General features: G+C 67.6%; 21 protein-coding genes and 1 riboswitch. Of the genes, 5 read left to right on the top strand and 16 right to left on the bottom strand.

Annotation, left to right across the window (positions count from 1 at the left end; genetic code table 11):
* Positions 1–5: 5 nt before the first annotated feature.
* From EC845_RS18155 to tyrS, 8 genes are all read right to left on the bottom strand, one after another.
* Positions 6–1,592 (bottom strand): efflux transporter outer membrane subunit, encoded by a 1,587-nt coding sequence (locus EC845_RS18155; RefSeq protein ID WP_199739849.1) that lies wholly within the window; start codon positions 1,590–1,592, stop codon positions 6–8.
* Positions 1,593–1,599: 7 nt separating this feature from the next.
* On the bottom strand, positions 1,600–4,761 hold the full coding sequence (locus EC845_RS18150; RefSeq protein ID WP_123299565.1) for an efflux RND transporter permease subunit: 3,162 nt from the start codon (positions 4,759–4,761) through the stop codon (positions 1,600–1,602).
* Entirely contained in the window at positions 4,758–7,943 is a 3,186-nt protein-coding gene (locus tag EC845_RS18145; RefSeq protein WP_123299564.1) for an efflux RND transporter permease subunit, read from the bottom strand. Before EC845_RS18145 ends, EC845_RS18150 begins: the two co-directional genes overlap by 4 nt.
* Complete coding sequence (locus EC845_RS18140) at positions 7,940–9,184, bottom strand: efflux RND transporter periplasmic adaptor subunit (RefSeq protein WP_199739848.1); 1,245 nt, start codon at positions 9,182–9,184, stop codon at positions 7,940–7,942. Before EC845_RS18140 ends, EC845_RS18145 begins: the two co-directional genes overlap by 4 nt.
* A 116-nt stretch (positions 9,185–9,300) precedes the next feature.
* Entirely contained in the window at positions 9,301–9,813 is a 513-nt protein-coding gene (locus EC845_RS18135) for a Fur family transcriptional regulator (protein ID WP_123299563.1), read from the bottom strand.
* Between the two features lie 3 nt (positions 9,814–9,816).
* Positions 9,817–10,476, bottom strand: a complete 660-nt coding sequence (locus EC845_RS18130) for a hypothetical protein (protein WP_123299562.1) — start codon at positions 10,474–10,476, stop codon at positions 9,817–9,819.
* 347 nt (positions 10,477–10,823) lie between these two features.
* Positions 10,824–11,261 (bottom strand): D-aminoacyl-tRNA deacylase, encoded by a 438-nt coding sequence (gene dtd / locus EC845_RS18125; protein ID WP_123299561.1) that lies wholly within the window; start codon positions 11,259–11,261, stop codon positions 10,824–10,826.
* 31 nt (positions 11,262–11,292) lie between these two features.
* Positions 11,293–12,471 carry a tyrosine--tRNA ligase gene (tyrS, locus tag EC845_RS18120; protein ID WP_233598181.1) on the bottom strand — a complete coding sequence of 393 codons (1,179 nt, stop codon included), beginning with the start codon at positions 12,469–12,471 and terminating at the stop codon, positions 11,293–11,295.
* A 364-nt stretch (positions 12,472–12,835) separates the two neighbouring features.
* On the opposite strand from tyrS, the gene EC845_RS18115 reads away from it, so the two are divergent.
* On the top strand, positions 12,836–14,116 hold the full coding sequence (locus tag EC845_RS18115) for a M23 family metallopeptidase (RefSeq protein ID WP_123299559.1): 1,281 nt from the start codon (positions 12,836–12,838) through the stop codon (positions 14,114–14,116).
* 49 nt (positions 14,117–14,165) lie between these two features.
* Positions 14,166–15,389, top strand: a complete 1,224-nt coding sequence (locus tag EC845_RS18110) for an anhydro-N-acetylmuramic acid kinase (protein ID WP_123299558.1) — start codon at positions 14,166–14,168, stop codon at positions 15,387–15,389.
* A gap of 141 nt (positions 15,390–15,530) precedes the next feature.
* Here EC845_RS18110 and erpA read toward each other — a convergent pair whose 3' ends face one another.
* The 4 genes from erpA to EC845_RS18090 all read right to left on the bottom strand — a co-directional run bounded on the left by erpA (position 15,531) and on the right by EC845_RS18090 (position 18,051).
* Entirely contained in the window at positions 15,531–15,917 is a 387-nt protein-coding gene (erpA, locus tag EC845_RS18105) for an iron-sulfur cluster insertion protein ErpA (protein WP_123299557.1), read from the bottom strand.
* A gap of 305 nt (positions 15,918–16,222) precedes the next feature.
* Positions 16,223–16,615, bottom strand: a complete 393-nt coding sequence (gene rpsI / locus EC845_RS18100) for a 30S ribosomal protein S9 (RefSeq protein ID WP_123299556.1) — start codon at positions 16,613–16,615, stop codon at positions 16,223–16,225.
* Positions 16,616–16,627: 12 nt separating this feature from the next.
* A complete protein-coding gene (rplM, locus tag EC845_RS18095) occupies positions 16,628–17,056 on the bottom strand; it encodes a 50S ribosomal protein L13 (protein ID WP_123299555.1) in 429 nt (142 codons plus the stop codon).
* Between the two features lie 353 nt (positions 17,057–17,409).
* Positions 17,410–18,051 carry an OmpW family protein gene (locus tag EC845_RS18090; protein ID WP_370451355.1) on the bottom strand — a complete coding sequence of 214 codons (642 nt, stop codon included), beginning with the start codon at positions 18,049–18,051 and terminating at the stop codon, positions 17,410–17,412.
* Positions 18,052–18,259: 208 nt separating this feature from the next.
* Here EC845_RS18090 and EC845_RS18085 point away from each other — a divergent pair, with 208 nt between their 5' ends.
* Entirely contained in the window at positions 18,260–19,177 is a 918-nt protein-coding gene (locus EC845_RS18085) for a 23S rRNA (adenine(2030)-N(6))-methyltransferase RlmJ (protein ID WP_123299554.1), read from the top strand.
* A gap of 66 nt (positions 19,178–19,243) precedes the next feature.
* Here the strand turns inward: EC845_RS18085 and metF are convergent, their stop codons facing one another.
* From metF to ahcY, 3 genes are all read right to left on the bottom strand, one after another.
* A complete protein-coding gene (gene metF / locus EC845_RS18080) occupies positions 19,244–20,089 on the bottom strand; it encodes a methylenetetrahydrofolate reductase [NAD(P)H] (RefSeq protein WP_123299827.1) in 846 nt (281 codons plus the stop codon).
* A 112-nt stretch (positions 20,090–20,201) separates the two neighbouring features.
* A complete protein-coding gene (locus EC845_RS18075) occupies positions 20,202–20,963 on the bottom strand; it encodes a TlyA family RNA methyltransferase (protein WP_123299828.1) in 762 nt (253 codons plus the stop codon).
* Positions 20,964–20,974: 11 nt separating this feature from the next.
* The gene (gene ahcY / locus EC845_RS18070) at positions 20,975–22,426 is read right to left on the bottom strand and encodes an adenosylhomocysteinase (RefSeq protein ID WP_123299553.1); all 1,452 of its coding nucleotides are present in this window, start codon (positions 22,424–22,426) and stop codon (positions 20,975–20,977) included.
* A 63-nt stretch (positions 22,427–22,489) separates the two neighbouring features.
* Positions 22,490–22,565: riboswitch (S-adenosyl-L-homocysteine riboswitch) on the bottom strand.
* Between the two features lie 220 nt (positions 22,566–22,785).
* Between ahcY and EC845_RS18065 the strand changes: the two genes are divergently transcribed.
* Positions 22,786–24,423, top strand: a complete 1,638-nt coding sequence (locus tag EC845_RS18065) for a peptide chain release factor 3 (protein WP_204580652.1) — start codon at positions 22,786–22,788, stop codon at positions 24,421–24,423.
* Positions 24,420–25,361: an HAD-IIB family hydrolase gene (locus EC845_RS18060; protein WP_123299551.1), complete on the top strand. Its 942-nt coding sequence runs from the start codon at positions 24,420–24,422 to the stop codon at positions 25,359–25,361. Before EC845_RS18065 ends, EC845_RS18060 begins: the two co-directional genes overlap by 4 nt.
* A 42-nt stretch (positions 25,362–25,403) precedes the next feature.
* On the opposite strand, the gene EC845_RS18055 is transcribed toward EC845_RS18060, so the two are convergent.
* Positions 25,404–26,285 (bottom strand): alpha/beta hydrolase, encoded by an 882-nt coding sequence (locus EC845_RS18055; protein ID WP_233598160.1) that lies wholly within the window; start codon positions 26,283–26,285, stop codon positions 25,404–25,406.
* Positions 26,286–26,803 lie beyond the last annotated feature (518 nt).

Here is a 26,803-nt window from a genome sequence, read left to right as displayed (position 1 = left end):
AGGCCTCAAGGCGTCTGTGCGAGGCCGGTGACCGTCCATCCGCCGCCCAACGCCACCACCAGCCGCACCCGGGCCTCGAGCTGCTGCCCCAGCGTGCTCAGGGCATCGCGCTGGCTCGAGAACGTGAGGTTCTGCGCGGTGCTGAGTTCCAGGTAGGTGACCAGGCCTTCGCGGTAGCGGTTGCCCACCACACGTTCGTTCTCCTGCGCCAGCGCCACCAGGCGGGCCTGCTGTTCGGCACGCGCCGCCAGCCACTGCTGCGCGGCCAGGGCATTGTCGACCTCCTGCCAGGCCGTCAGCACGGTCTGCCGGTAGGTGGCGACCTGCTCGTCGTAGCTGGCCTGCGCCTCCTGGCTCACGGCCGCCCGCCGCCCGCCGTCGAACAGCGTCGCGGCCCAGGCCGGGCCCAGCGACCAGATGCGATAGGGCGCATCGAACAGCCGCGCCCATTGGCTCGCACTGGCACCGTAGCTGGCGTTCAGGCTGAGCTCGGGCAGCCAGGCGCTGCGGGCCACGCCGATGGCGGCGTTCGCCGAGGCGACCTGCCGCTCGGCGGCAACCACGTCGGGCCGCCGCACCAGCAGGGCCGATGGCAGTTCGGCGGGAATCCGGGGCAGCGTCAGGTCGGGGTAGGCCGCCGCGACGCGGGCCCGGTCCGAGCCGGCCTCCTTGGGCGGGGTTTCGGCCAGAGCGGCCGACGGCTGCAACTGCCATCCGCCCGGCGCACGGCCCAGGAGCACCGCCATCGCGTTCTCCAGCTCGGCACGGGTCTGCGCCAGCTCATAGACCTCGACCCTGAGCGATTCGAGCTGGGTCTGCGACTGGATCACGTCGGCCCGAGCCACCAGCCCCGCCTCGTACTGGTTGCGCGTGAGCTGCAGCGCCCGCGCATAGGCAGCCAGGGTCTGGTCGAGCAACACCTGCTGCTGGTCGTTGATGCGCAACTGGAAATAACTCTGCGCCAGCAAGGCCTGCACGCTCAGACGCGCAGCGGCGAGGTCGGCCGCACTGGCCTGCAGACTCGCATCGTCGGCCTCGACCTGCCGGCGGACACGGCCCCACAGATCCAGCGTCCAGCTCAGTTGCACACCCGTCTCGTAGCCATTGCCGACACGCTCGCTCTCGCCGCTGCTGCCGGCCCGGCTGCTGGCGCTGCGGGTCGCGCCCAGGCTGGCGCCCAAGGTCGGCGCGCCCTGGGCCCGCGCGCCACGCAGCCGCGCCCAGGCCTGGCGGTAACGCGCCTCGGCCTGAGCCACGGTCTGGTTGGCCACGGCGCTTTCATCCAGCAGCGCACCCAGCAGGCGGTCATCGAAGGGCTGCCACCATGCGTTGCCCGCCGCGCCCGGCACGGCCTCGGCTCCGGCGGCGATCGGGTTCCCGGTTTCATTGCCGTCCGGCGCCACACGGGCCCGCGCGGCGGCCACCGTCTGCCAGCCCGCCTCATGGCGATAACGTTCGGGGGCCTCGATGGCGGGCCGCTGGTAGTCCGGCCCCACGGCACAGCCGGCCAGCGTCAGCGTCAGCAGCCCCAGGCTGCAGGACAAGGCGGCCATGTGGCGGCGCAACGGAGGCTTGCAGAAATAAGTCGTCATGTACACGTCACGATGAAAGCGGACCCGTCGGGGCCCGGCCCGGCCGGGGAGCGGGCGAAAGAGGCGTGGACGGCGTGCCGCTCCTGCCCGGCAGGTGGGCCCTGAGCCGCTCCAGGCCGAGGTAGACCACCGGGGTGGTGTAGAGCGTGATGAACTGGCTCACGGCCAGGCCGCCCATGATGGCCAGGCCCAGCGGCCGCCGCAGTTCACCGCCCTCGCCCATGCCCAGCACCAGCGGCAGCGCACCCAGCAGACCGGCCAGGTTGGTCATCAGAATGGGCCGCAGGCGCAGGGCCGCCGCCCGGTGGATGGCCTGGTCGGCCGCCAATCCCAGACGCCGCTGCGCATCGAGTGCGAAGTCGATCATCAGGATGGCGTTTTTCATGACCACGCCGATCAGCAGGAACAGGCCCAGCAGGGCCATCAGGCTGAACTCCGTGCCCGTGATCCACAACGCCAGCAAGGCCCCGATGCCGGCCGGCGGCAGGGTCGAGAGAATGGTCAGCGGATGCAGTGCGCTTTCGTAGAGCACGCCCAGCAGCAGGTAGACCGCCAGCAGCACGCCCAGGATCAGCAGCGGCTGGGCGCGGATGGTGCTGGCCTCGGCGCCCTCCTGCCCCGACGGCGCCCGGTGCACGCCCGAGGGCAGCATGATGCGCGCCAGCATGTCGTCGATGGCGCGGCTGGCCTGCGCCTGCGTCACGCCCGGAGCCAGGTTGTAGCCGACGTCCATCGCGGCGAACAGGTTGAAGTGGCTCACGCGGTCGTCGGCCAGTCCGTAGCCCCACGAGGCGAAGGTCGACAGCGGCACCCGCTGGCCGCCGGCCGTCAGCACCTGCACCTGCGCCAGGCTCTGCGGCTGGCTGGTGTAGCGCGGATCGACCTCCATCACCACGTGGTACTGGTTGAGCCGGTCGTACAGCGTCGCCACCTGCCGTTGCGCATACGAGTTGCTCAGCACCTCGGCGATCATGGCCATGTCCACGCCCAGGCGTGCCGCGGCCTCGCGGTCGATGTTCAGCACGACCTGCTGCGCCCCGCCATCGCTGAGCGGCGACACGTCGGCCAGTTCGGGCATCTCGGCCATGGCCAGAGCCGCCTTGCGGGCCCAGGTGCGCAGCAGGCTCAGGTCGTCCGAGCGCAGGATCAGTTCGTGGTCCACGTTGCCGAACGACATGCCGCCGATCTGGATGTCCTGCTCGATCATCGGGCTCAGGATGGCCCCGGGAACCGCCGGCGCCAGCGTGCGCAGCCGGTTGATCACGGCCTGGGTCGGCTCGCCGCGCTCGGCCAGCGGCTTGAGGCTGACCATCAGCGAGCTGTTGCTGATGCCGCCCGCGCCGCCGCTCGTGCCGGCCACGTGGGCCACGGCCGGGTCGCGCACCAGCAGGCGCCGGTAGGCCTCGATCTTCGGCTGCATCACCTGGAACGAAAATCCGTCGTCGCCCCGCACAAAGGCATGCACGATGCCGGTGTCCTGGCGCGGCAGCAAGGTCTTGGGCAATGCCATGTACAGGTAGACGTTGAGCGCGATCACGCCGCCCAGCACCAGCAAGGCCAGCCAGCCGTGACGCAGCGTCCAGGCCAGGCTGCGGCCGTACAGGCGCTGCACATCCGAGAACATGGCGGCCGCGATCCGTGACACCCGCGCCGCCCGGCCCGGCTGTGCCGCATCGGTCCGCCGGAGCGTTCGCCCTCGCAAGCCGTAGGCGCACAGCACGGGCGTGAGCGTGAGCGACACCAGCAGCGAGATCATCACCGCCGCCGACAGCGTGATGGAAAACTCGCGGAACAGCCGCTGCACCACGCCGCCCATGAAGAGGATGGACACGAACACCATCACCAGCGCCAGGTTCATGGCCAGCAGCGTGAAGCCGACTTCGCCGGCGCCGCGCAGGGCCGCGCGCAGCGGGCTCAGACCCCGTTCGATGTGGCGCTCGACGTTCTCCAGCACCACGATGGCATCGTCGACCACCAGCCCGGCCGCCACGATCAGGGCCATCAGCGACAGGTTGTTGAGCGAGAAACCCCACGCATACATGACCGTGAACGTGCCCACCAGAGAGACCGGCAGCGCCACCGTGGGGATCAGCGCCGTGCGCAGGCGCCCCAGAAAAGCGGCCACCACCAGCACCACCAGCACGATCGACAGGCCGAGCGTGAGATAGGCTTCGTGCAGCGTGGCCCGGATGCCCTGCGTCCGTTCGAGCACGATGTCGAGCCGGGCGTCGGCCGGCATCAGCGTGCGCAGGTAAGGAAGCTGGGCGCGGATCGCATCGACCGTCTGCACGATGTTGGCGCCCGGCTGGCGCTGGACCTGCAGGATCACGGCATCGCGGTCGTTGTGGAAACCGCTGCTGTAGCGGTTTTCGGTACTGTCGCCGACGGCGGCCACATCGGCCAGGCGCACCGGCCGCCCGTCCTGCCAGCGCACCACCAGAGGCCGGTAATCGGCGGCCCGGCGCGACGGCTCTTCCAGCGCCACCTGCCAGCGCCGGCCGTCCTGCTCGACGACACCCAGCGGACGCAGCGGCGAAGTGGCGGCGATCGCGGCACTCACCTCGTCGAGCGCGACGCCCTGATGGGCCAGCGCCGCCGGATCGACCTGCACCCGCACCGCCGGCAACGAGGCCCCGCCGATCGACACGCGGGCCACACCGGGCACCTGCGCGATCTTCTGCGAGAGCACGCTGGCGGCGGCGTCGTACAGCACGCTGGGCGACAGGCGCGGCGAAGACAGCGCCAGCACCAGGATGGGCCGCTGCCCGGCCTGGATCTTGGTGAAAGTGGGGCTGCGCGGCATGCCTGCCGGCAGTTGCGAGCGCACCGCGTTGAGCGCGGCCTGCACGTCGCGCGCCGCCTCATGGATATCGTGGCCGAGCTCGAACTCGATGTCGACCTCGGCCGACCCCTGGTTGCTGCTCGAGTAGATCGCCGTGACCCCGGCGATGCTGCCGAAGGCACGCTCCAGCGGCGCGGCCACCGTGCCCGAGATGCTTTCGGGGCTGGCGCCCGGCAGGCTGGCAGAGACCTCGATGACGGGGTAATCGACCTGCGGCAGCGACGCCACCGGCAGGTGGCGCCAGGCCGCGGCACCCAGCAGCACCAGGCCCAGCGCCAGCAGGCAGCAACCCACCGGCCGGCGGATGCACAGACGGGGCAGATTCATGCGTCCGTCATCCGTTGCGCGCCCGTTGCGGCCGCGGGCCCCCGTGCGCCGAGCCGATGGCCCAGACGATCGAACAGCAGGTAGACCACCGGCGTGGTGAACACCGTGAGCACCTGGCTCAGCAGCAGACCGCCCACCATCACGATGCCCAGCGGCTGCCGCAGTTCGGCACCCGAACCCGACGCCAGCATCAGCGGAACGGCGCCGAACAGCGCCGCCAGCGTGGTCATGAGAATCGGCCGGAAACGCTGCAGCGCCGCACGCCGGATGGCGTCGAAAGGCGCCAGCCCGTCCTGGCGCTGCGCCTGCAGCGCGAAATCGACCATCATGATGCCGTTCTTCTTGACCAGGCCGATCAGCAGCACGATGCCGATGACGGCGATCAGATCCAGCGGCCGGCCGGCGATCCACAGCGCCAGCAAGGCCCCCACCGCCGCCGACGGCAGGGTCGAAAGAATCGTGACCGGGTGAATCGCGCTTTCGTACAGCACGCCCAGCACGATGTACATGGTCACCACGGCGGCCAGGATCAGCCACAGCGTGCTGGAGAGCGAACCCCGGAAGGCCTCGGCCGCCCCCTGGAAACGCATCTCGACGGCAGCCGGCAGGGCCAGCGCATCACGCTCCTGCTCGATGGCCTCCACCGCCTGGCCCAGCGACCAACCCGAGGCCAGGTTGAACGAGACCGTGGCCGCCGGGAACTGTCCCTGCTGGGTGAGTTGCAGCGCGGCGGGCCGCTGCGACACGGTCGCCACGCTGGCCAGCGGCACCGCGCGCCCGGCGGCCGTGTTGACGTACACCTTGTCGAGGCTGTCCAGCCCCTGCAATTGCCGGGGGTCGGCCTCGAGCACCACACGATACTGGCTGGCCTGCGTGAACAGCGTGGCCACCTGGCGCTGGGCAAACGCGTTCTGCAGCGCCGTCGCCACATCCGCCACGCTCAGGCCCAGCCGCGCCGCGGCATCGCGATCGACCTGCACGAAGGCCTGCTCGGCCTGGTGCTGCAGATCGCTCGCCACATCGACCAGTTCGCCACGCGTGCTCAGGCGCTCGACCAGCCGCGGCACCCACTGCTGCAGTTGCTGCGCATCCGGCGTGGTCAGCGTGAACTGGTATTGGGTGGGCGAGACGCGGTCCTCGATCGCCAGCTCCTGCACCGGCTGGAACCAGGCGGTGATGCCCTGGACACGCGCCGCGCGCACCCGCAGCCCCTGCAGGATCTCCTCGGCGCCGGCAACGCGCTCGCCATGCCCGCGCAGATTGATCAGCATGCGGCCCATGCTCAGCGCGCTGTTGCTGCCGTCGACGCCGATGAAGGACGACAGGCTGGCGACGTCCGGCTCCTCGAGCAGCGCGGCCGCGAGCGCCTGCTGCCGCTGCGCCACCACCGTGAATGCGCTGCCCGGCGGCAACTCGGTCACCACCTGGATCACGCCGCTGTCTTGCACCGGGAAAAAGCCCTTGGGCACCAGCCACCACAGGGCGGCCGTCAAGGCGATCGTGGCCGCCAGGGCCGCGAGAGCCCAGGACTGGCGAGCCAGTACCCAATCGAGCATGACGGCGTATCGCCGGATCACCCGTCCCAGCACGCCGCCGTTGCCGTCGTGCGCGGCCGGCGGCTCGCGCAGCAGCCGCGCGCACATCATGGGCGTGAGCGTGAGCGAGACCACCAGCGAAATGCCGATGGCCACCGCCAGCGTCACCGCGAACTCGTGGAACAGCCGGCCCACCACATCGCCCATGAACAGCAGCGGGATCAACACGGCGACCAGCGACACCGTCAGAGACACCAGCGTGAAACCGATCTCGCGCGCGCCCCGCAGCGCCGCCGCCAGCGGCGGCAGACCCGCCTCGCGATGGCGTGCGATGTTCTCCAGCATCACGATGGCATCGTCCACCACGAAGCCGGTGGCGATCGTCAGCGCCATCAGGCTGAGGTTGTTGATGGAAAAACCCAGCAGGTACATCACGCCGAACGTGCCCACCAGCGACAGCGGCACCGCCACCGAGGGGATGAAGGTCGCAGCGGCACGCCTCAGGAACAGGAAGGTCACCAGCACCACCAGCCCCACGGCCAGCACCATCTCCTTCTGCACATCGCGCACCGACGCCCGGATACTGTGCGTGCGGTCGGTCAGCAAGGTCACCTGGACGGCCGCCGGCAGCGTCGCCGTGAGCTGCGGCAGCAGCGCCTGCACGCGGTCGGCCACAGCGATCACATTGGCGCCGGGCTGACGCTGGATGTTGACCAGCACGGCCGGCTGGCGGTCGGCCCAGGCGGCCATGAAACGGTCTTCGGCCGCGCGCTCGACCTCGGCCACGTCGCCCAGCCGCACCGGTGCGCCGCTCCCGTTGAGGGCCGACGGCGTGCCGCTGCTCGCGGTGCCCGGAAGGCCCGTCCCGCTCGCAGCCGTCGTGGCCTGGGCCGCGCCGCCGCGCCAGGCCAGCACCAGGTCTCGGTAGTCCGAAGGCGAAAGCAACTGGTCGTTGGCGTCCAGCAGCGTCGTGCGGTAAGGCCCGTCGAAACTGCCCTTGGCCTGATTCGCATTGGCCGCCACCAGCGCCCGGCGCACGGCCTCCATGTCCAGGTCGTGCGCAGCCAGCGCCGCCGGGTTCACGCGAACCCTCAGTGCCGGCCGCTGCCCGCCGGCCAGGCTGACCATGCCGACCCCTGGGATCTGCGCCAGCTTCTGCGCCACGCGGGTCTGGATCAGCTCGTGCACCTCGTGCAGCGGCAGCGTGTCCGACGTCACCGCCAGCGTCAGGATGGGAGCATCGGCCGGATTCACCTTGCGATAGATGGGCGGCGCCGGCAAGTCGTCCGGCAGCAAACTGCCGGCGACCTGCAACGCCGACTGGACATCCTGCTCCACCACCGCCGCATTGGCCTCCAGCGTGAACTGCAGCGTCACCACGGACGCCCCGCCCGAGCTCGTCGACGACATCTGCCGCAGCGCCGGAATCTGGCCCAGCTGGCGCTCCAGCGGCGCCGTCACGGTCCGCGCCATCACGTCCGGACTCGCCCCCGGCTGGAAGGTGTAAACCTGGATGATCGGATACTCGACCTGCGGCAATGCCGCCACCGGCATCAGGCGCCAGGCCATCAGCCCGGCCACCAGCATGGCCAGCATCAGCAGCGTGGTGGCGACCGGCCGCAGGATGAAGATGCGCGAGACATTCATGGCGATGCCGGCTTGGCCTGCGCGTCCTGCAGTTGCCGCACCGTGCGCGGCGGCTGGCCGTCGGGCACCACCACCACATCCGCGCCTTCACGCAGCCGGTCCAGGCCCTCCAGCACCACCCGCTCGCCGGGCGCCAGGCCGGACGTCACGGCGACCTGCTCGCCGTCCCGTGTGCCCAGTGCCACCTCGCGCACCCGCGCCTTGCCCTCCTCGACCACGTACACATACGTGCCCCGGCTGCCGTACTGCACGGCATCGGCCGGAATCGCGCGGGCATCCTGCGCCGTGCGCACCAGCAGCCGCACATTCACGAACTGATTCGGAAACAGCGCCTCGTCGCGGTTGTCGAACTGCGCTTTCATGCGCAGCGTGCCCGTCGCGGTGTCGATCTGGTTGTCCAGCGTCACCAGCCGGCCCAGCGCCAGGCGTTGCGATTCGGTCCGGTCCCAGGCCTCCACCGCCAGCGAGCCGCCCGTGCGTGCCGCATCGCGCCATGCCAGCCGCACGTCGTTGAGCTGCTGCTCGGGCACCGCGAAGAGCGCGGTGATGGGCTGGGTCTGCGTGATCGTCACCAGTCCGTCGCTGTCCGACGCCGTCACCAGATTGCCCGCATCCACCCGCCGCAGGCCCAGCCGCCCCGCAGCCGGCGCCTCGATGCGCGTGAACGACAGCTGCAGCGCCGCATCGTCCACCTGTGCCTGTGCGGCCTGCACGCTGCCGCCCAGTTGGGCCACCAGCGCTTCCTGGCTGTCGAGCTGCTGCCGCGCAATCGAATCCTGCTCGAACAGTGCCCGGAAACGCGCCAGATCCCGCTGGGCATTCGCCAGTTGCGCCTGGTTCTGCCGAAGCGCACCGGTGGCCTGCGCCAATTGCACACGGAAGGGGCGGGCATCGATTTCCGCCAGCAACTGGCCCTGCTTCACCTCCTGCCCTTCCGTGAACAGCACCCGGGCCAGCAGACCGTCCACACGGCTGCGCACCGTGACCACCTGCAGCGGCGTGACCGTGCCGATCGAGCGCACCCTCTGCGCCAGCGCCTGCTGCCCGACCGGCACCACGCGCACGGGCACCGGTCCGGTCCAGGGATTGGGACCGCTCGCCGTCACCGGCGCCGGCTTCAGCCACATCGCCCAGGCGGCCCAGGCCGCAAGCCCCAGCACCACGGCCACCGCCAGCCACCGCCAGGCGCGGCGTGTCGAAATCCCGCCGTCGACGCGCGGCTGCCCTGTTCCATCCACCATGTCCGCCCCGTTTCCGTTTCGTGTTCTGTCTGCCGGCAGGCACGCACGGCCTGCCTTGGGCTATCCAACTTTGGATAACGTCGGGTCGCACTGTAGCCGCCGCCCCGACACCGCCCTCAAGCCACACCCACACCGCGTGGGGTCTTCCGGGCAGCCGGCGTCGCCGCCTGGCTGGTGATCTGCACAAACACCGGCGCATCGCCGAGGCTCAGCCCGCGTTCCCGCAACACCTCGGCCAGTCGCTCGCGCAAGGCCGGGTCGCTGAACAGAAACGTCCGCCCGGTGCTGCGGCAGGCCAGGTGAACCGCCTGCCCCTGGGACTCCGGGCGCCAGATCATGTAGAGCGAGCGGCCGTCCTGGTCGAACTCGCGCACGAGCACCTGGTTCTGCTCCAGTTCCTTGAGAATCCGGTAGACGGTGCCCAGCGAGGCCCGCCTGTCCTGCGTGCTCAGCGCCTGATAGATCGCCTCGGCATCCATCGGCAACTGCGACGGCTGATCCAGCAGCGCCAGCAAGGCCAGGCGGGCACGCGTCGGCCGCAGCTTGGCCTGCGTCAACCGCACGAACAGAGCGGCCTGCTCGCCGCCGGCCGCGGCCAGGGCCACCTGTGGAGAAGAAGAAGCCGTCATGCCTTACTCCACCACGAACGACAAGGTGGCCGAGTGGCGCACATCCTCGTACTTCTTGCCCTCGACCGTCGCCGAGCCATTGACCCGCGCCGTCACTTCCAGCACATACAGGCCCTTGAAGGGCGTGGCCAGGCTCACGGTGCCGTCCTGCGCCGGCTTGAGCACCCTGCGCCAGCCTTCCGAGGTCTGCACCATCACCTGCGACGCCGACACCGCGCTGCCCTTCCACATCAGCTTGAAGGTGTTGCCGCCCGGCGCCAGCGGCACCAGTTCGAGGTCGTTCACGGCCCGGGTGTCCTGGCGTCCCAGCCGCGCCTGGTAGTAGACCAGCGCGCCTTCGGGCAGCACCCGCCGCCCGCTCAGGCGAACGTCGGCAGCCGCATCCGCGCCCTCCGCCGGCCCCGCCACGCTCACCGCCTCGCCCTCGAGCCGTGCCACGGCCTCGCGGCCGCCGACCCGGGCCTTCAGCTCCGACAGGCTCGCCGCCGTCTCGACCGGCCCCTCGAGCTCGCCCAGGCGCGCCACAGCCCCGCCCCCCGAAGCCGCCGGCGCCAGCCAGACATACTCCACGGCCCACACCGGCGCCAGCGGCGCCATCAGGACAAGCCCGGTACAGACCACACGGGCCCAACGCCGCGGACGGCCTTCGAATCGGGGTTTCATCGCTTTCTCCTTCAAACCAACTGAAGGCCGCCTGCAGTACGACGTACTGCACCCCTGCATCGTGCGTGCAGGCTGCTCCCGCCAGGGATCGCTCCACGGCAGACGGACGGCTGGCCTTCATCCATGCGAAATCCCCAAGCCGGCGCCAGACACCGGTACCCAACCGGCGAACGCGTGTCCTGAGGAATTTTCAAGGGGTCGACAGCAGAGCCATGCGAATGCAGGGCCGGCCTTATTGATCCCTCTCAACATGTAAGTCGTTTGAGACGGTCAAAAGGGATATCCCAGAGGTGGGATTTTTTGAAACAAATTGAAACAGAGGGACTGCCGCAGCCCCTGCCCCCGGCTCAGAAGGCCATGGGAATCGTCACCGGGCCGTCGTTGATCAGCGCGACCTGCATGTCGGCCGCAAACCGCCCGGTCTGCACCACGGGGTGCGCGAGGCGCGCACGAGCCACCAGATGGTCATAGAGGCGCCGGCCCTCGGCCGGCGCAGCCGCGCCGGTGAAACTCGGGCGATTGCCACCCGTCACATCGGCCGCCAGGGTGAACTGGCTCACCAGCAGCAGCCCGCCGGCCACATCCTGCACACTGCGGTTCATCTTGCCCGACTCGTCGCCGAAGATGCGCAGCTTCAGCAGCTTGGCCAGCAGCCGGTCGGCATTCGCCTCGGCATCGCCCTGCTCGGCACAGACCAGTACCAGCAGACCCGGTCCGATCTCGCCGATCACCTCGCCGTCGACCGTGACGCTGGCGCGGCGCACCCGCTGCACCACGGCCTTCACGACGAGGCTCCCGGCATGGCCTGCCTGCGCATCAGCCGAGCGTGACCCGTGCGAACTTGCGTTTGCCGACCTGCAGCACATACGTGCCGGCCGCCAGCTTCAGGCCCTTGTCGCTGATCACCGAGGAGTCGACCCGCACGCCGCCGCCGTCGATCAGGCGATTGGCCTCCGAGGCCGACGAGGCCAGGCCTGCCTGCTTGAGCAGTTGCCCGATCCCCAGGGGCGCACCCGAAACCGCCACTTCGGCGATCTCGTCGGGCACGCCGCCCTTGCTGCGGTTGATGAAATCCTGCTCGGCCGCCTCGGCCGCCGCAGCGCCATGGAATCGTGTGGTGATTTCCTTGGCCAGAGCCACCTTGGCATCCTTGGGATTGCGCCCGCCGGCCACTTCGGCCTTGAGCGCTTCGATGGCGGCCAGCGATTGGAAACTCAGCAGCGTGTACCAGCGCCACATCAGCGCATCCGAAATCGACAGCACCTTGGCGTACATGGTGTTGGCCGGCTCGGTGATGCCGATGTAGTTGTTCTTGCTCTTGGACATCTTGTCCACGCCGTCCAGCCCTTCGAGCAACGGCATCGTGAGCACGCACTGCGGCTCCTGGCCATACTCCTGCTGCAGATGGCGGCCCATCAGCAGATTGAACTTCTGGTCGGTGCCACCCAGTTCCAGGTCGCTGCGCAGCGCCACCGAGTCGTAGCCCTGCAGCAGCGGGTAGAGGAACTCGTGCAGGCTGATCGACACGCCGCCCTTGAAGCGCTTGTCGAAATCGTCGCGCTCCATCATGCGCGCCACCGTGTACTTGGCCGACAACTGGATCAGCCCGCGCGTACCCAGCGGATCGCACCATTCGCTGTTGTAGCGCACCTCGGTCTTCGACGGATCGAGCACCAGGCTGGCCTGCTTGTAATAGGTCTCGGCATTGACCTTGATCTGCTCGGGCGTGAGCGGCGGCCGGGTGCTGTTGCGGCCCGACGGATCGCCGATCAGGGTGGTGAAGTCGCCGATCAGGAAAATCACCTGATGCCCGAGGTCCTGCAACTGGCGCATCTTGTTGAGCACCACCGTGTGCCCGATGTGGATGTCCGGCGCCGTGGGATCCAGGCCCAGCTTGATGCGCAGGGGCACGCCCGTTGCCTCGGAACGGGCCAGTTTCCTGAGCCAGTCCTCCTGGGGAATCAACTCTTCGCATCCGCGCAGGCTGACGGCCATCGCTTCCTGAACCCGATCGGTCACGGGATAGGCAGGCCCTCCTGCATGGCCCTGGGGGGTCGGTCCTACAGGAATATCGGCGATTTTCTCTTGACTCATTGCGCGGTTCGGGTTGAAAAAAAATCAGTGCTGGTTATACTTTAGCGGCAGTTGCGCGCCTGAACCTCTCATTTTAGGGCTTATTGGTTTCGACCTCCCTGGACAGGCATTTGTTGTTTCGTTAGCCCGGCGGCCCCTGTGCCGCTCCTCATCCAGGATCATCGCCTTGACACCGGCCCGCTCGAACCTTGCCAGCTTCACTGCAGCGTTCACCCGATACATTCACCAGCATCCCAAAAGTCTCTCGGCCACATTGGCCGTTTGCATGCTGACCAGCGGGGCCACCGCCTTCGCCGTCGCCACGCTCGGCCCGGATGCCTCCGACCTGCCCGTGCACCAGGTGCTCGAGACGGTCACCCCGCAGGTCACCGAACTCTCCCCCCTGTCGGCCGCCGACGTCCTGCCCTTCACGCTCTACCGCTCCGAAACCGTGCGCAACGGCGATTCGGTCGACAGCCTGCTGACCCGTCTGGGCGTGGCCGACACTGCCGCCGCCGCCTTCCTGCGCCGCGACGCCACCGTGCGCCAGCAGATCCTGGGCCGCACCGGCCGCACCATCCAGGCCGAGACCGACGATCGCAACGCCCTGAGCAAGCTCACCGTGCGCTGGGTCGACGACGACAGCGGCAATTTCAAGCGCCTGGTCGTCACGCCCGAGGCCCAGCCGGCCGGCAGCGTCGGCACCCGCGTGTTCACCAGCCGCATCGAGTCCGCACCGCTGGTGGCCACCGAACGCATCGGCGGCGGCATCATCACCAGTTCGCTGTTCGCGTCCATGGATGCCGCCAACCTGCCCGACCGGCTGACCACCGAATTCGCCGAAATCTTCAGCAACAAGATCGACTTCCACAACGATCTGCGCAAGGGCGACCGCTTCTCCATCGTCTACGAAGCCCTCGAAGCCGATGGCGAGCCCATGAGCACGGGCCGCATCCTGTCGGCCGAGTTCGTCAACAAGGGCGTCGCCCACAATGCCATGTGGTTCCAGGCCGATGCCAGCCAGAAAGGCGCCTACTACGCCTTCAACGGCGACAGCCTGCAAAGCAGCTACCTGAGCTCGCCCCTGCAGTTCTCGCGGGTCACCAGCGGCTTCTCGCGCCGTTTCCACCCCATCCAGAAACAATGGAAAGCCCACACGGGCGTCGACTTCGGTGCCCCCACCGGCACCCCCGTGCGCACCGTCGGCGACGGCGTGGTCGATTTCGCCGGCCGCCAGACCGGCTACGGCAACGTCATCTTCATCAAGCACAACGCGACCCAGACCACGGTCTATGCCCACCTGAGCAAGATCAACGTCAGCAAGGGCCAGAAGGTCGCACAGGGCCAGAACATCGGCCTGGTCGGTGCGACGGGCTGGGCCACCGGTCCGCACCTGCATTTCGAACTGCGGGTCAGCGGCCAGTTCAAGGATCCGCTCAACATCGCCCAGTACAGCGAAGGCCGCAAGCTCCCCGCCAGCCAACGGGCCGGCTTCGAGCGCCAGGTCGCCCTCTCGCGCATCAACCTGAACGCCGCGGCCACCATCCAGCAGGCCAGCGCGCAATAAGCCGCGTGGCAGCCCCTGCCGTCTTTCACCCGTCCGGCGTCGTCCGCCCATGGCCATGCTGATCATCGGACTCATGTCCGGCACCTCGCTCGACGGCGTCGATGCCGTGCTCGCCCGCTGCACGCCTGCCGGCGGCAGCGGCCCGGCCGTCCATCCGCATGATCCCGCAGCCTCGGCGACCGCTCCGGGCACCGATTCCGCACCCGCGCACGCCATCCAGACCCTGGCCCACGCCAGCCTGCCGCTGCCCACCGGCCTGCACGACGAACTGCTGGCCCTCAACCGTCCCGGCGGCCACGACGAGCTGCACCGTGCGGCACTGGCCGCCAACGCCTTGGCCCGCCTCTATGCAGAGGCCTGCCACAGCCTGCTGGCGCAGACCGGACTGACTGCCGCCCGGATCCACGCCATCGGCGCCCACGGCCAGACCGTGCGGCACCGCCCCGGCGCCCAGGCCGGCAGCCTGGCCGACCCCACCGGCTACACCCTGCAGCTCAACAACCCGGCCCTGCTGGCCGAACTCACGGGCATTGCCGTGGTCGCCGATTTCCGTTCGCGCGACATCGCGGCGGGCGGTCAGGGCGCCCCGCTCGTGCCGGCCTTCCACCAGCAGGTCTTTGGCCTGCCGGGTACCGACACGGCCGTGCTCAACCTCGGCGGCATCGCCAACCTCACCCTGCTGCCCGCCGACGGCGAGCCGGTACTCGGCTTCGACACCGGCCCGGCCAACGCCCTGATGGACGCCTGGACCCAACGCCACACCGGCCGGCCCTACGACGCCGGCGGCCAGTGGGCGGCCAGCGGACAGGTGCACGCAGGATTGCTGCAGGCGCTCGCCGCCGAACCCTTCTTTCGCCAGCCACCGCCCAAAAGCACGGGACGCGACCTGTTCCACGACGCCTGGCTCCAGCCGCACCTGTCCGCTTTCCAGGGACTGGCACCCGCCGACGTCCAGGCCACGCTGCTCGAACTCACCGCTTACACCGCCACCCAGGCCCTGGCACGGCATCTGCCGGCCTGCCGGCGCCTGCTGGTCTGCGGCGGCGGCGCCCTCAACACCCAGCTCATGCTGCGGCTCGACGCCCAGCTCGAGGCCGCAGGCGTAGCCGCCCGAGTCCAGAGCACCGCCGACTGCGGCCTGCCGCCGACCCAGGTCGAAGCCGCAGCCTTTGCCTGGCTGGCAGCCTGCACCCTGGCCGGCCTGCCCGGCAACCTGCCTTCGGCAACCGGCGCCGCTGGCCCCCGGATACTCGGCGCCCTCTACCCGGCTTGACCGACCCGGACCGGCCCGGCCCACCGGCCGAGGCCTGAGGCCTGCCCCAAAACACAAAAACGCCCGTCGCGGCCTGCGCATCGGGCGTTTTTACATCGGGCGGGGACCGGAGCGCCATCGTGCGCCCGGGACCCGGGTCGATCAGGTCGAGAAGCTGGAACCGCAGCCGCAGGTCGACGTCGCGTTCGGGTTCTTGATGACGAACTGGGCACCTTCGAGGTCTTCCTTGTAGTCGATCTCGGCGCCGACCAGGTACTGGTAGCTCATCGCATCGATCAGCAGAGACACGCCGTTCTTGCTCAGCGTGGTGTCGTCCTCGTTGACGATCTCGTCAAACGTGAATCCATACTGGAAACCCGAGCAACCGCCCCCCTGCACAAACACCCGCAGCTTGAGATCGGGATTGCCCTCTTCGGCGATCAGGTCGGCGACCTTGGCCGCAGCGCTGTCGGTGAAGACAAAAGGCAAGGGCATCTCGTCGGTCGACGAGACGGTGGAATCAACGATTTGTTCGGCTACAGCGCTCATGGGGGTTCTCCAATCGGTCTGGGATGGATGTGTCGGGTGGGGCATCGCGGCCCGGTTCACCGCGGCCCGATACGGTGTCGGGGGACTGCTGATATACGAATGGTACTGCAAGGCCCGTTCTGGCGCAGAACAGGGGGCCAGAAGCCCTATTGCACCCCTTGCAGTGATCTGCACCTGTCTTTTGTACGCCACCGGCAAACCGTAGCTGAGGCCGGAAACGCAAACGACAAGACCGCCCGAAGGCGGTCTTGTCGTTGTCCCGTGCATCGCGCCACCCGAAGGCGTGCGATGCAGGGAGAGGCCGATCAGCGCTTGCTGAACTGCTTGCGACGACGGGCGCCGCGCAGGCCGACCTTCTTACGCTCGACTTCGCGAGCGTCGCGGGTCACGTAACCGGCTTGCGACAGGCCCGGCTTGAGGGCTGCGTCGTAGTCGATCAGGGCACGGGTGATGCCGTGGCGCACAGCGCCGGCTTGACCCGATTCGCCACCGCCGTGCACGTTGACTTGCACGTCGAAAGCTTCGACGTTGCCGGTCAGCACGAGGGGCTGCCTGGCGATCATGATCGAGGTTTCACGGCCGAAATATTCGCCGATGTCTTTCCCGTTGATCGTGATCTTGCCAGTGCCTTTTTTCAGGAACACGCGGGCGACGCTCGATTTGCGACGGCCGGTGCCATTGTTCCATTCACCAATCATCTCAAGTACTCCTTAGATGTCCAGCACTTTGGGCTGTTGAGCGGTGTGGGGGTGCTCAGCACCGCCGTACACCTTGAGCTTCTTGATCATGGCGTAGCCCAGGGGACCCTTGGGCAGCATGCCCTTGACGGCCTTTTCCAAGGCGCGGCCGGGATGCTTGGCTTGCATGTCGCGGAAGTTGGTCGCGTAGATACCGCCGGGAAAACCCGAGTGACGGTAGTACACCTTGTCCAGGGACTTGGTGCCGGTCACTTTGATCTTGGCAGCGTTGATGATGACGATGTAGTCACCGGTATCGACGTGAGGCGTATAAATGGCTTTGTGTTTGCCGCGCAGACGGAGGGCAACTTCGCTGGCTACCCGTCCGAGCACCTTGTCGGTGGCGTCAATCACAAACCACTCGTGCTGCACGTCAGCGGGTTTTGCGCTGAAAGTGGTCATGAGTTTCTCTTTCGAAAATAAAGGTTTGGCGGGCTCTTTTCCACGGTCGGTGCTCCTCTGAAGGGAGCCTCTTAGGTGGTGTTGCATCAGCCCGCGCACCCCCGGCACCCCCGAAGGGAAGCCTGAAATACCCGGTCTGAGCCTTTGCCGCGGAGCCCAGTCGTCGCTGCAAAGCCTGCCATTATAAGAAAAATCCCCCGGAAGTCCGCTTGCACCAGACTTCCGGGGGCCAATGAGCCCAAATGTGTCCGCCAGACGCGACACCAGGGCTCCAGGCGACACCGCCTGCCAGACAAACCGTTTCTGCTTCTCTCGTCTCCTCGCGATCCTTTACCCGATCGATCGGCGGGCGCTCAGAACCGCCAGCCCAAACCGACGCCCACGAGCACGGGATCGGCCTTGAAGCTGCCGATCTTTTCGCCCGCCAGCTTGACGTCGGTCTTGATATAGACCTTCTTGACGTCGACGTTGAAGTACAGGTTCTTGCCGATCGGCACATCCACGCCCGCTTGCAGGGCACCGCCCAGGCTGTCGTTGTCCATCGACACGCCGGCCGGCAATTCGCGGTCGCTGAAGCGGGTGTAGTTCACGCCGGCCCCCACGTAGGGCTTGATGCCGTAGGGCAGGCCCGTCACGTGGTACTGCAGCGTCAGGACCGGCGGCAGATGCTTGAAGCTGCCGATCTGCGTGCCGTTGGCATACAGCTTCTGCTTCTGCGGCACCGTCAGGATCAGCTCGGCCGCCCAGTTGGGCGTGAAGAAGTAACTGAAGTCGACCTCGGGCAGCCACTTGTCGTTCATGCTCAGCCCCAGGTCGGGGGTGGTGCTGCCCTTGTTGGCGCTGTCGAGGTGCACCGCACGCACGCGGACCAGCCAGTTGCCGTCTGCCTGTTCGGAGGATGCGGATTGTGCCCAGGTGGACGAAGCCCCCAGGCCCAGGGTCAAGGCCATGGCCAGCGCGGTGGCCAGGCGTTTCGTGTTGGATGCTTGAATCATGCTGGTTTCCATCGGATCACATCGACGGGTTCGATCCCGTGACCTGATTAAGCGCCCCGACGGCCCGGGCGCCTTTGCGCCAGATCAAACAAACAGCCCCGTCCCCGCCCCTGTTCCAGGGCGGATTTGAGCCAGATCAAACAACACCTCGCCTGAAATCTTGCATACGGCATGCCCGGAAGGTCGGCCCTGCGGGTACCATCGCGCCATGTTCAGTTATCGCCACGCCTTCCATGCCGGCAACCATGCGGATGTGCTCAAGCACACCACGCTGGTCGCCATGTTGCAGCATCTCACACAAAAAGACGCCGCCCTCACCGTCGTCGACACCCACGCGGGCGCGGGCCTCTACCGGCTCGACGGCGACACCGCCGAAGCCAGCGGCGAAGCCGAGCAAGGGGTGTTCGAACTGCTGCGCCGCATGGAGCACCTCGAGGGAGCGCTGGCGCCCGCGCTCGAAGCCTATGTCGAGCTCGTCGCCACCTTCAATCCCTCGGGCGTGCTCAAGGCCTATCCCGGCTCGCCCTTCATCACCCAGCACCTGTTGCGCGAGCACGACCGCCTCAAGCTCTTCGAACTGCACCCCGGCGATGCACGCAGCCTGCGCCTCAACACCGAACAGCTGCAGGCCGGACGCCAGATCCAGCTCTTCATGGAAGACGGCTTCGAGGGTTCACGCAAATACCTGCCGCCCCCCAGCCGCCGCGGCCTGGTGCTGGTCGATCCCAGCTATGAACTCAAGAGCGACTACGGCCGCGTCGTCGCCTACGTCGACGAAATGCTGGGACGCTTTGCCACCGGCACCTTTGCCATCTGGTACCCCATCATTCCGCGCCCCGAATCGCACGACCTGCCGCGCAAGCTCAAGAACCTGGCCCTGCGCGCCGGCAAATCGTGGCTCAACGCCTCGCTGGCCATCAAGTCCGGCAGGCCCGAGCCCGGCAAACGCTCGGGCCTGACCGAAAGCGGCATGTTTGTCGTCAACCCGCCGTTCAAGCTCAAGGCCGCCCTGCAGCAGGCCCTGCCGCAGATGGTCACCCTCATGGGCCGCGACAAGCTGGCCGCCTTTGCCCTGCAGTCCGGCGGCGAACAGCGCCCCAAGGCCGGCACCGCTCACGACGACTGAGCGCCGGCCCGCCAAAACGAAAAAGCCTGCTTTCGCAGGCTTTTTTCATGGTCCGGCAGCAGGCGTTCAGGCCTTGACCGGCCCCAGCCCCAGGCGTTCGCACAGGCTCAGCATGGTGGCGCTCTGGTTCATCGTGTAGAAATGCAGCGACGGCACGCCGCCCGCCCGCAGGCGTTCGCACAGATCGGCCACCACGTCCAGCCCGAACGCCCGGATGCTGGCCACGTCGTCGCCGTAACTCTGCAGCCGCAGGCGGATCCAGCGCGGAATCTCGGCGCCGCAGGCATCCGAGAAACGCATCAGCTGGCTCGAACTGGCGATGGGCATGATGCCCGGCACCAGCGGCACATCCAATCCCAGTCGGCGTGCATCGTCGACCAGCCGGAAATAGGCGTCGGCGTTGTAGAAGTACTGCGTGATGGCACTGTCGGCACCGGCCTTCACCTTGGCGGCCAGCGCCTGCAGGTCGTGCTCGGGACTGCGCGCCTGCGGATGTGTTTCCGGATAACACGCGACTTCGATATGGAAGTCGTCGCCCGTGGTTTCGCGGATGAACGCCACCAGATCGCTGGCGTACTGGAACTCGCCACCGGTGCCATAGCCGCTGGGCAGGTCGCCGCGCAACGCCACCAGCCGGCTCACGCCCATGCGCTTGAGCTGGCCCAGTTGTTCGGCCACCGAGGCCCGCGTCGCACCGATGCAAGAGAAGTGGCTGGCCGCATCCACGCCTTCGGCAAGGATCTGCGACACGGTATCGAAAGTCCCCTGCTGCGTCGATCCGCCCGCACCGTAGGTCACCGAGCAGAATTCGGGCCCGAGCCCGTACAGCTGCTGGCGCACCAGGCGCAGCTTGTCGGCGCCCTCGGCGGTCTTGGGCGGGAAAAACTCCAGGCTGATGGGCAGAGTGGTCATGCTGTCTTTCCTCGTCGGGCCGGACACCATGCCGGCCTTGCGGTTGCTCGTGTTGCGTTGTGGATCGGTCGGTTCGCCGGCTCCGGGGCCGGCGACGGGCACTCGGGCAGCCTCAGGCCGCGGCGCGCCTTGCATGTACAAAAAACTCCCGGTTGCCGTCGCCACCGGCAATGGGCGAATCCAGCCACGCCACGACAGCCAGCCCCGCTTCCGCGCAGGCTCGCCGCAGGCGCAGCTCGACATCGGCATAACGCGCCGGGTCTTTCACCAGCCCGCCCTTGCCGATGTCCTCGGGCTGCAGTTCGAACTGGGGCTTGACCAGCATCAGCAGGTCGCCCTGCGCCGCCAGCAGCGGCGCCAGCGCGGGCAGAACCAGCGTGAGCGAGATGAAGGACAGATCGCCGGTGATCAGGTCGAACGACACGGCCCCCGCCGGCGCCAGCTGAGCGGCTTCGAGCTGCCGCGCATTGAGCCGCTCCAGCGCCACCACCCGGGCGTCGGTGCGCAGGCGCTCGTGCAGTTGGCCGTGACCCACGTCCACCCCCACGACACGCTCCGCCCCCTGCTGCAGCAGGCAATCGGTGAAGCCGCCGGTCGACTGCCCCACGTCGAGACAGATCCGTCCCTGCACGCCGAGCCCCGTGGCCGCCAAAGCGCCCTCGAGCTTGAGCCCGCCACGCGACACATAACGTGCCTCGGCGTCGTCGGCCAGCTCGAGCTCGGCCTGCTCGGGCAGCTCGTCGCCGTTCTTGCGAACCGCACGCCAGGGCTGCCCGGGCGCAAGCCGCCAGCGCAGCCCGCCGGCGATCAGCCGCGTGGCCTGCGACCGCGAGGCGGCCAGGCCGCGCTCGACCAGCAGTTGATCCGCTCGCATGCCGGCCGTGCTCAATAGCGGTAGGTATCGGGCTTGTAGGGGCCCTCTTTGCTCACGCCGATATAGGCGGCCTGCTCGTCCGACAGCACCGTCAGTTGTGCACCCAGCTTGGAAAGCTGCAGGCGCGCGACGTGTTCGTCGAGGATCTTGGGCAGCACATACACCTTGCCGGCCTGGTAGGCCGTGGGCTTGGTGTAGAGCTCGATCTGCGCCAGCGTCTGGTTGGCGAACGACGACGACATCACATAGCTGGGGTGGCCCGTGGCGCAGCCCAGGTTCACCAGGCGGCCCTTGGCCAGCAGCGTGATGCGTTTGCCGTCCGGGAAGATGATGTGGTCGACCTGGGGCTTGATCTCTTCCCACTCGTACTGTTCGAGCGAGGCCACGTCGATCTCGTTGTCGAAGTGACCGATGTTGCAGACGATGGCTTCGTTCTTCATCGCCACCATGTGTTCGTGGCGGATCACATCCTTGTTGCCCGTGGTCGTCACGAAGATGTCGGCCTTGTCGGCGGCGTATTCCAGGGTCACGACACGGTAGCCTTCCATCGCGGCCTGCAGGGCGTTGATGGGGTCGATCTCGGTCACCCAGACCTGCGCGCGCAGCGCCGACAGCGCCTGCGCACAGCCCTTGCCCACGTCGCCGTAACCGGCCACCAGAGCCACCTTGCCGGCGATCATCACATCGGTCGCGCGCTTGATGCCGTCGACCAGCGACTCGCGGCAGCCGTACAGGTTGTCGAACTTGCTCTTGGTCACCGAGTCGTTGACATTGATGGCACGGAACAGCAGCGTGCCCTTGGCCGACATTTCATTGAGGCGGTGCACGCCGGTGGTCGTTTCTTCGGTCACGCCGATGATCTGAGCGCCCTTGCGGCTGTACCAGGTGCCGTCTTCGGCCAGCTTGGCCTTGATCGCGGCAAACAGCACACGCTCTTCCTCGCTGGCCGGGTTGGCCAGCAGCGACGGGTCGGTCTCGGCACGGCGGCCCAGGTGCATCAGCAACGTGGCATCGCCGCCGTCGTCGAGGATCATGTTCGGGCCTTCGCCTTCGCTGCCCTTGGGGCCGAAGTCGAAAATGCGGTGGGTGTAGTCCCAGTAGTCGACCAGGCTCTCGCCCTTGACGGCGAACACCGGGGTGCCCCGGCCGTCTTCGGCACCGTTGGCCACGATGGCGGCAGCCGCATGGTCCTGGGTCGAAAAGATGTTACACGAGGCCCAGCGCACCGTGGCGCCCAGTGCCTGCAGCGTCTCGATCAGCACTGCCGTCTGGATGGTCATGTGCAGGCTGCCGGTGATACGGGCGCCCTTGAGCGGCTGGCTGGCGGCGTATTCGTCGCGAATCGCCATCAGGCCGGGCATCTCGGTCTCTGCGATCCGGATTTCCTTGCGGCCCCAGGCGGCCAGGGACAGGTCGGTCACGACATGGTCGACGGCCACAGTGGATTTCAAGCTAGCGTTCATGGTTTTTTCCTTCTCGGATATCAAAAAACCACGTTCTGGGGAATCAGTCTCACCGCACAGAAGCGTGGGCGAGCGTCGTTGCGATGAATACCGAGCCTCGCACCCGCAAAAAAGGGATGCTGCAACGCTCCTCGGCAGGCCGCATTCTAGCCCAGCTCCACCCTCTCCTCCACTGCACCGCGCCGCAGCGGGCGCAGGCCGGTAAAATCATGCGATCCGCGGGGCCCGAGCCCCGCTTTTCCTTGCGCAGGCCTGTCCCAGGCCCTGCCGGCCTGCGTGACGCCGCCCCCCAAGACGGCATCCACGCACGTGTCCGGCAGCCCGGGCGCAAGCCCAGCCTCGTTTGCGTCTACTCCAACGTGTCCACATTCACCTCCGAAATCCGGCGCCGCCGCACCTTCGCCATCATTTCCCACCCTGACGCGGGCAAGACCACGCTCACGGAAAAGCTGCTGCTGTTCTCGGGCGCGATCCACATCGCCGGTTCGGTCAAGGCCCGCAAGGCCACCCGCCACGCCACCAGCGACTGGATGGAAATCGAAAAGCAGCGCGGCATCTCGGTGGCCAGCTCGGTCATGCAGATGCTCTACCGCGAGCACGTGATCAACCTGCTCGACACCCCCGGCCACAAGGACTTCTCGGAAGACACCTACCGCGTGCTGACCGCCGTCGATTCGGCTCTCATGGTGATCGACGCCGCCAACGGCGTGGAGCCGCAGACCAAGCGCCTGATCGAGGTGTGCCGCCAGCGCGACACGCCCATCATGACCTTCGTCAACAAGCTCGACCGTGAAGGCCGCGATCCGCTCGAACTGCTCGACGAGGTCGAACAGGCACTCGGCATCCCCTGCGTGCCCATGACCTGGCCCGTGGGCCAGGGCAAGGCCTTCGGCGGCATCATCGATCTGCGCCAGCAGCACATGCGCATCTTCAAGGCCGGCGCCGACAAGCGCTCCGAAGACGACGCCGACGAAATCGTGCCCCTGAGCGACCGCGCCACGCTGCTGGCACGCTTCGGCCACGACTTCGAACTGGCGGAACAGAACATCGAACTGCTGCAGGGCGCCGCCCCGACCTTCGACTCCGAGGCCTTTTTTGCGGCCCACCAGACCCCGGTGTTCTTCGGCTCCGGCGTGAACAACTTCGGCGTGCAGGAAATCCTGGATGCCCTGGTCGACCTCGCACCTCAGCCGCACGCCCGCAACAGCACCCGCAAGGACGGCAGCCTGGTGGAAATCGCCCCCGATTCCGACGGCTTCTCGGGTGTGGTGTTCAAGGTGCAAGCCAACATGGATCCCTCGCACCGCGACCGCATCGCCTTCGTGCGCGTGTGCTCGGGCCGCTACGAATCCGGCATGCGCCTGAAGGTTCAGCGCAGTGCCAAGGAACTGCGCCCCACCAGCGTGGTGACCTTCATGAGCCAACGCCGCGAAGCGGTCGAAGAGGCCTATGCCGGCGACATCATCGGCTTCACCACCCACGGCGGCGTGCAGTTGGGCGACACCATCACGGCAGGACTGCCCAACCAGAATGAACTGCAATACACCGGCCTGCCCTTCTTCGCACCCGAGCTGTTCCAGGTCGTCGAACTGGCCAATCCCATGAAAAGCAAGCAGTTGCAAGCCGGATTGGTACAGTTGGGAGAAGAAGGCGCCATTCAGGTGTTCCGCCCGATTGCCGGCGGATCCATGCTGCTCGGCGCCGTGGGCCAGCTGCAGTTCGAAGTCGTTCAGCACCGCTTGAAGGCCGAATATGGCGTGGAATGCCGGCTGATGGGCTCGAATTTTGTCGGTGCACGCTGGATCACGGCGCAAACACCCGAAGAGCTGCGGAAGTTCACCGACCGCAATGCCGTCAAGCTGGCCTACGACAGCGCCGACACGCTGGCCTACCTGCTGACCTCGCCCTACGACCTGCGCCTGACGCAGGAACGCCATCCGGAAATCACCTTCCATGCCCTGCGCGAACACGCCGGGCTGGCTTTGCAGCAGTCATGAGCCACGGCAGGCCTCCCGCCAACCGCCTGCGCCCGCTCGATGCGTGGCCGCTGGCGGCGCGTGCGGGGCTGGTCGGCGTGCTCACCGACATCGACGACACGCTGACCACCGAGGGGCAGGTCCCCGCCTCCACCCTGGCGGCCATGGGCGCGCTGCGCCAGGCCGGCCTCGCGGTCATCGCCATCACCGGCCGGCCCGTCGGCTGGTCGCTGCCCTTTGCCTCGACCTGGCCGATCGATGCCATCGTGGCCGAAAACGGGGCCGTCGCCCTGTTGCCGGCGCATACCCGGCTGCCCCACCATCCGGACGGCGTCGCCGCAATCGACGCGCCATCGCCCTGCGTCGACCCCACGCAGCGACCGGACTCGCCGGACGCCCATCGACCCCGCAGCGATCGCGGTGAGCCCCCAGCAGTCCGCCGCCTCTATCAGCAGGATGCCGACGTCCGCGGACGCAACTTCGCACGACTCCAGCAGATCGTCTCCGCCATCGAGCATGCCGTCCCCGGCGCCCATCGGGCCAGCGACAGCGGCGGACGCGAAACCGACATCGCCATCGACCACAGCGAACACCGCCACCTCGACGCCCGGCACATCGATCAAGTCGTCCACCTGATGCGTGCAGCCGGCCTGCATGCGAGCGTCAGCTCCATCCACATCAACGGCTGGTTCGGCGAACACGACAAGCGCCAGGGCGCACAGTGGATCGTCCAGAGCCTGCTCGACCGCGATCTCGCCGCCGAACGGGAACGATGGGCCTATATCGGCGACTCCACCAACGATCAACGCATGTTCGACTGGATGCCCCACAGCCTGGGGGTCGCCAACGTCCGGCGTTTTGTGCCCCAGCTCGATCACTTTCCCGCCTACATCACACCCGGTGAGCGAGGCGCGGGTTTCGAGGAAATGGCCCAAGCCATTCTCACCAGCCGGGACTGAAGCGCCACAGGCAAGCGGGGGCCGAAACGCCCCGGCTGTGGCTTAGCGCGAGGGCGCCGGCATCGCCAGAAAGCGCAGCACACTGTCCACGACACCCGGAGCCAAGGGCCGTTGCGCATCGCCGTAGGTCGCGAGGTTCTCGTGGACATCGTCGCTCGATACCTGCTTCAAGACGTGGTTGGTATCGACCAGCCGCACCAGCACGGCCTGCGGGGCCGAGCGGGCCGAGCGGGCCGAGCGGGCCAGCATCTCCGCATCGCCCATCGGCACCTGCAGATCGCGTGTGCCTTGCAGGACAAGAACCGGCCGATCCACCCCGGCCATGTACTGCACCGGATCGAGTGTCAATGTGGCGATCAGGAACCCCTGCAGGCGCGGATGGAACAAGGGCCGCAGCGCCGGGTTCATTGCGCGGACATCCACACGCCGACCGGCCTCCAGCTCGGCGATTGCGGCTTCGGCCTGTTCCAAGATAGGGGCATTTGCCGGATTGGCCTGCAGTTGGGCCCGCAACAACTGCCCCATCGGACGGCCCGGCGTCGCCACCAGCATCAGTCCACAGATCGATGCCTCTTCCCCGGTACCCCGCTGAGCCGCGACCAACGCGGCCAGACCGCCCTCGCTGTGCCCCAGCACCCAGACACACGCGGCCCCCGTCTGTTCACGCAGGACATTGACCCAACTGTGGATATCCTGCGCGTAATCGGCCATCGTCACGTCATTCGCATCGATCACGGCCTGCGAACTGCCGTGCAGGCCTCTTTTGTCGATGCGGGCAACCGTCACTCCTTGCGCGGCAAGATCCTGCGCAAGCAGCCGATAAGTCGATGCACGAACACCCAGGGGACTGTTGCCGTCACGGTCCGTCGGACCGGAGCCCGGCACGATCAGCACCACGGGCGCCCGAGAGCCTGCAGAATCCAAGGAAAAAAGACCGCTCGCTGTATCGCCGGAAGCCGAACGGGCCGCACGGCCCGCGACCGGAGCCACCAGCGTACCCCGCAACGGCCCTCGTGGCCCGGGCGCCTCCACATCGGTGGCGACAGAGGCCGTTGCCGTTGCCGTTGCCGTTGCCGTTGCCGTTGCGGTTGCGGTTGCGGTTGCGGGCAAGATCATGGCGAGCGCCAAACCCGTTGCGGCGGTCGACAGGGTGCACTGCCGGGTCAGCTTGCAGAGACCCAGGCTCGCCCTCCCCACCGTCGAACAACCGCATATCGTTTTCAACACGCGTGCCACGAAGAGACGCTGTCCTGCTGCCGGGGCGATTGCAGCGTGGCGGTAAGCTGGCATTGCTTTTCGTTTTCCCAAAGCAAAACGCCCAACCTTTTGAGGGGTTGGGCGGTTTGGTTATAAGAGCCTGACGATGACCTACTTTCACACGGGAACCCGCACTATCATCGGCGCGGAGGTGTTTCACTGTCCTGTTCGGGATGGGAAGGAGT

This window comes from Comamonas sp. BIGb0124, assembly GCF_003752175.1.
Classification (GTDB): Bacteria; Pseudomonadota; Gammaproteobacteria; order Burkholderiales; family Burkholderiaceae_C; genus Comamonas_F.
Note: the sequence above shows the minus strand (reverse complement) of the source record. Positions and strands in the feature narration are given on the sequence as shown.

Excerpts from the sequence above, each read along its gene's own strand:
- tyrS (WP_233598181.1), bottom strand. The coding sequence starts at position 12,471 with ATGGCCGTCAGCCTGCGCGGATGCGAAGAGTTGATTCCCCAGGAGGAC.
- metF (WP_123299827.1), bottom strand. The coding sequence starts at position 20,089 with ATGACCACTCTGCCCATCAGCCTGGAGTTTTTCCCGCCCAAGACCGCC.
- EC845_RS18110 (WP_123299558.1), top strand. The coding sequence starts at position 14,166 with ATGGCCATGCTGATCATCGGACTCATGTCCGGCACCTCGCTCGACGGC.
- EC845_RS18060 (WP_123299551.1), top strand. The coding sequence starts at position 24,420 with ATGAGCCACGGCAGGCCTCCCGCCAACCGCCTGCGCCCGCTCGATGCG.
- rplM (WP_123299555.1), bottom strand. The coding sequence starts at position 17,056 with ATGACCACTTTCAGCGCAAAACCCGCTGACGTGCAGCACGAGTGGTTT.
- EC845_RS18130 (WP_123299562.1), bottom strand. The coding sequence starts at position 10,476 with ATGAAACCCCGATTCGAAGGCCGTCCGCGGCGTTGGGCCCGTGTGGTC.
- EC845_RS18075 (WP_123299828.1), bottom strand. The coding sequence starts at position 20,963 with ATGCGAGCGGATCAACTGCTGGTCGAGCGCGGCCTGGCCGCCTCGCGG.
- EC845_RS18155 (WP_199739849.1), bottom strand. The coding sequence starts at position 1,592 with ATGACGACTTATTTCTGCAAGCCTCCGTTGCGCCGCCACATGGCCGCC.
- EC845_RS18150 (WP_123299565.1), bottom strand. The coding sequence starts at position 4,761 with ATGAATCTGCCCCGTCTGTGCATCCGCCGGCCGGTGGGTTGCTGCCTG.
- ahcY (WP_123299553.1), bottom strand. The coding sequence starts at position 22,426 with ATGAACGCTAGCTTGAAATCCACTGTGGCCGTCGACCATGTCGTGACC.
- rpsI (WP_123299556.1), bottom strand. The coding sequence starts at position 16,615 with ATGATTGGTGAATGGAACAATGGCACCGGCCGTCGCAAATCGAGCGTC.
- erpA (WP_123299557.1), bottom strand. The coding sequence starts at position 15,917 with ATGAGCGCTGTAGCCGAACAAATCGTTGATTCCACCGTCTCGTCGACC.
- EC845_RS18085 (WP_123299554.1), top strand. The coding sequence starts at position 18,260 with ATGTTCAGTTATCGCCACGCCTTCCATGCCGGCAACCATGCGGATGTG.
- EC845_RS18145 (WP_123299564.1), bottom strand. The coding sequence starts at position 7,943 with ATGAATGTCTCGCGCATCTTCATCCTGCGGCCGGTCGCCACCACGCTG.
- EC845_RS18140 (WP_199739848.1), bottom strand. The coding sequence starts at position 9,184 with ATGGTGGATGGAACAGGGCAGCCGCGCGTCGACGGCGGGATTTCGACA.
- EC845_RS18135 (WP_123299563.1), bottom strand. The coding sequence starts at position 9,813 with ATGACGGCTTCTTCTTCTCCACAGGTGGCCCTGGCCGCGGCCGGCGGC.
- EC845_RS18090 (WP_370451355.1), bottom strand. The coding sequence starts at position 18,051 with ATGATTCAAGCATCCAACACGAAACGCCTGGCCACCGCGCTGGCCATG.
- EC845_RS18115 (WP_123299559.1), top strand. The coding sequence starts at position 12,836 with ATGCTGACCAGCGGGGCCACCGCCTTCGCCGTCGCCACGCTCGGCCCG.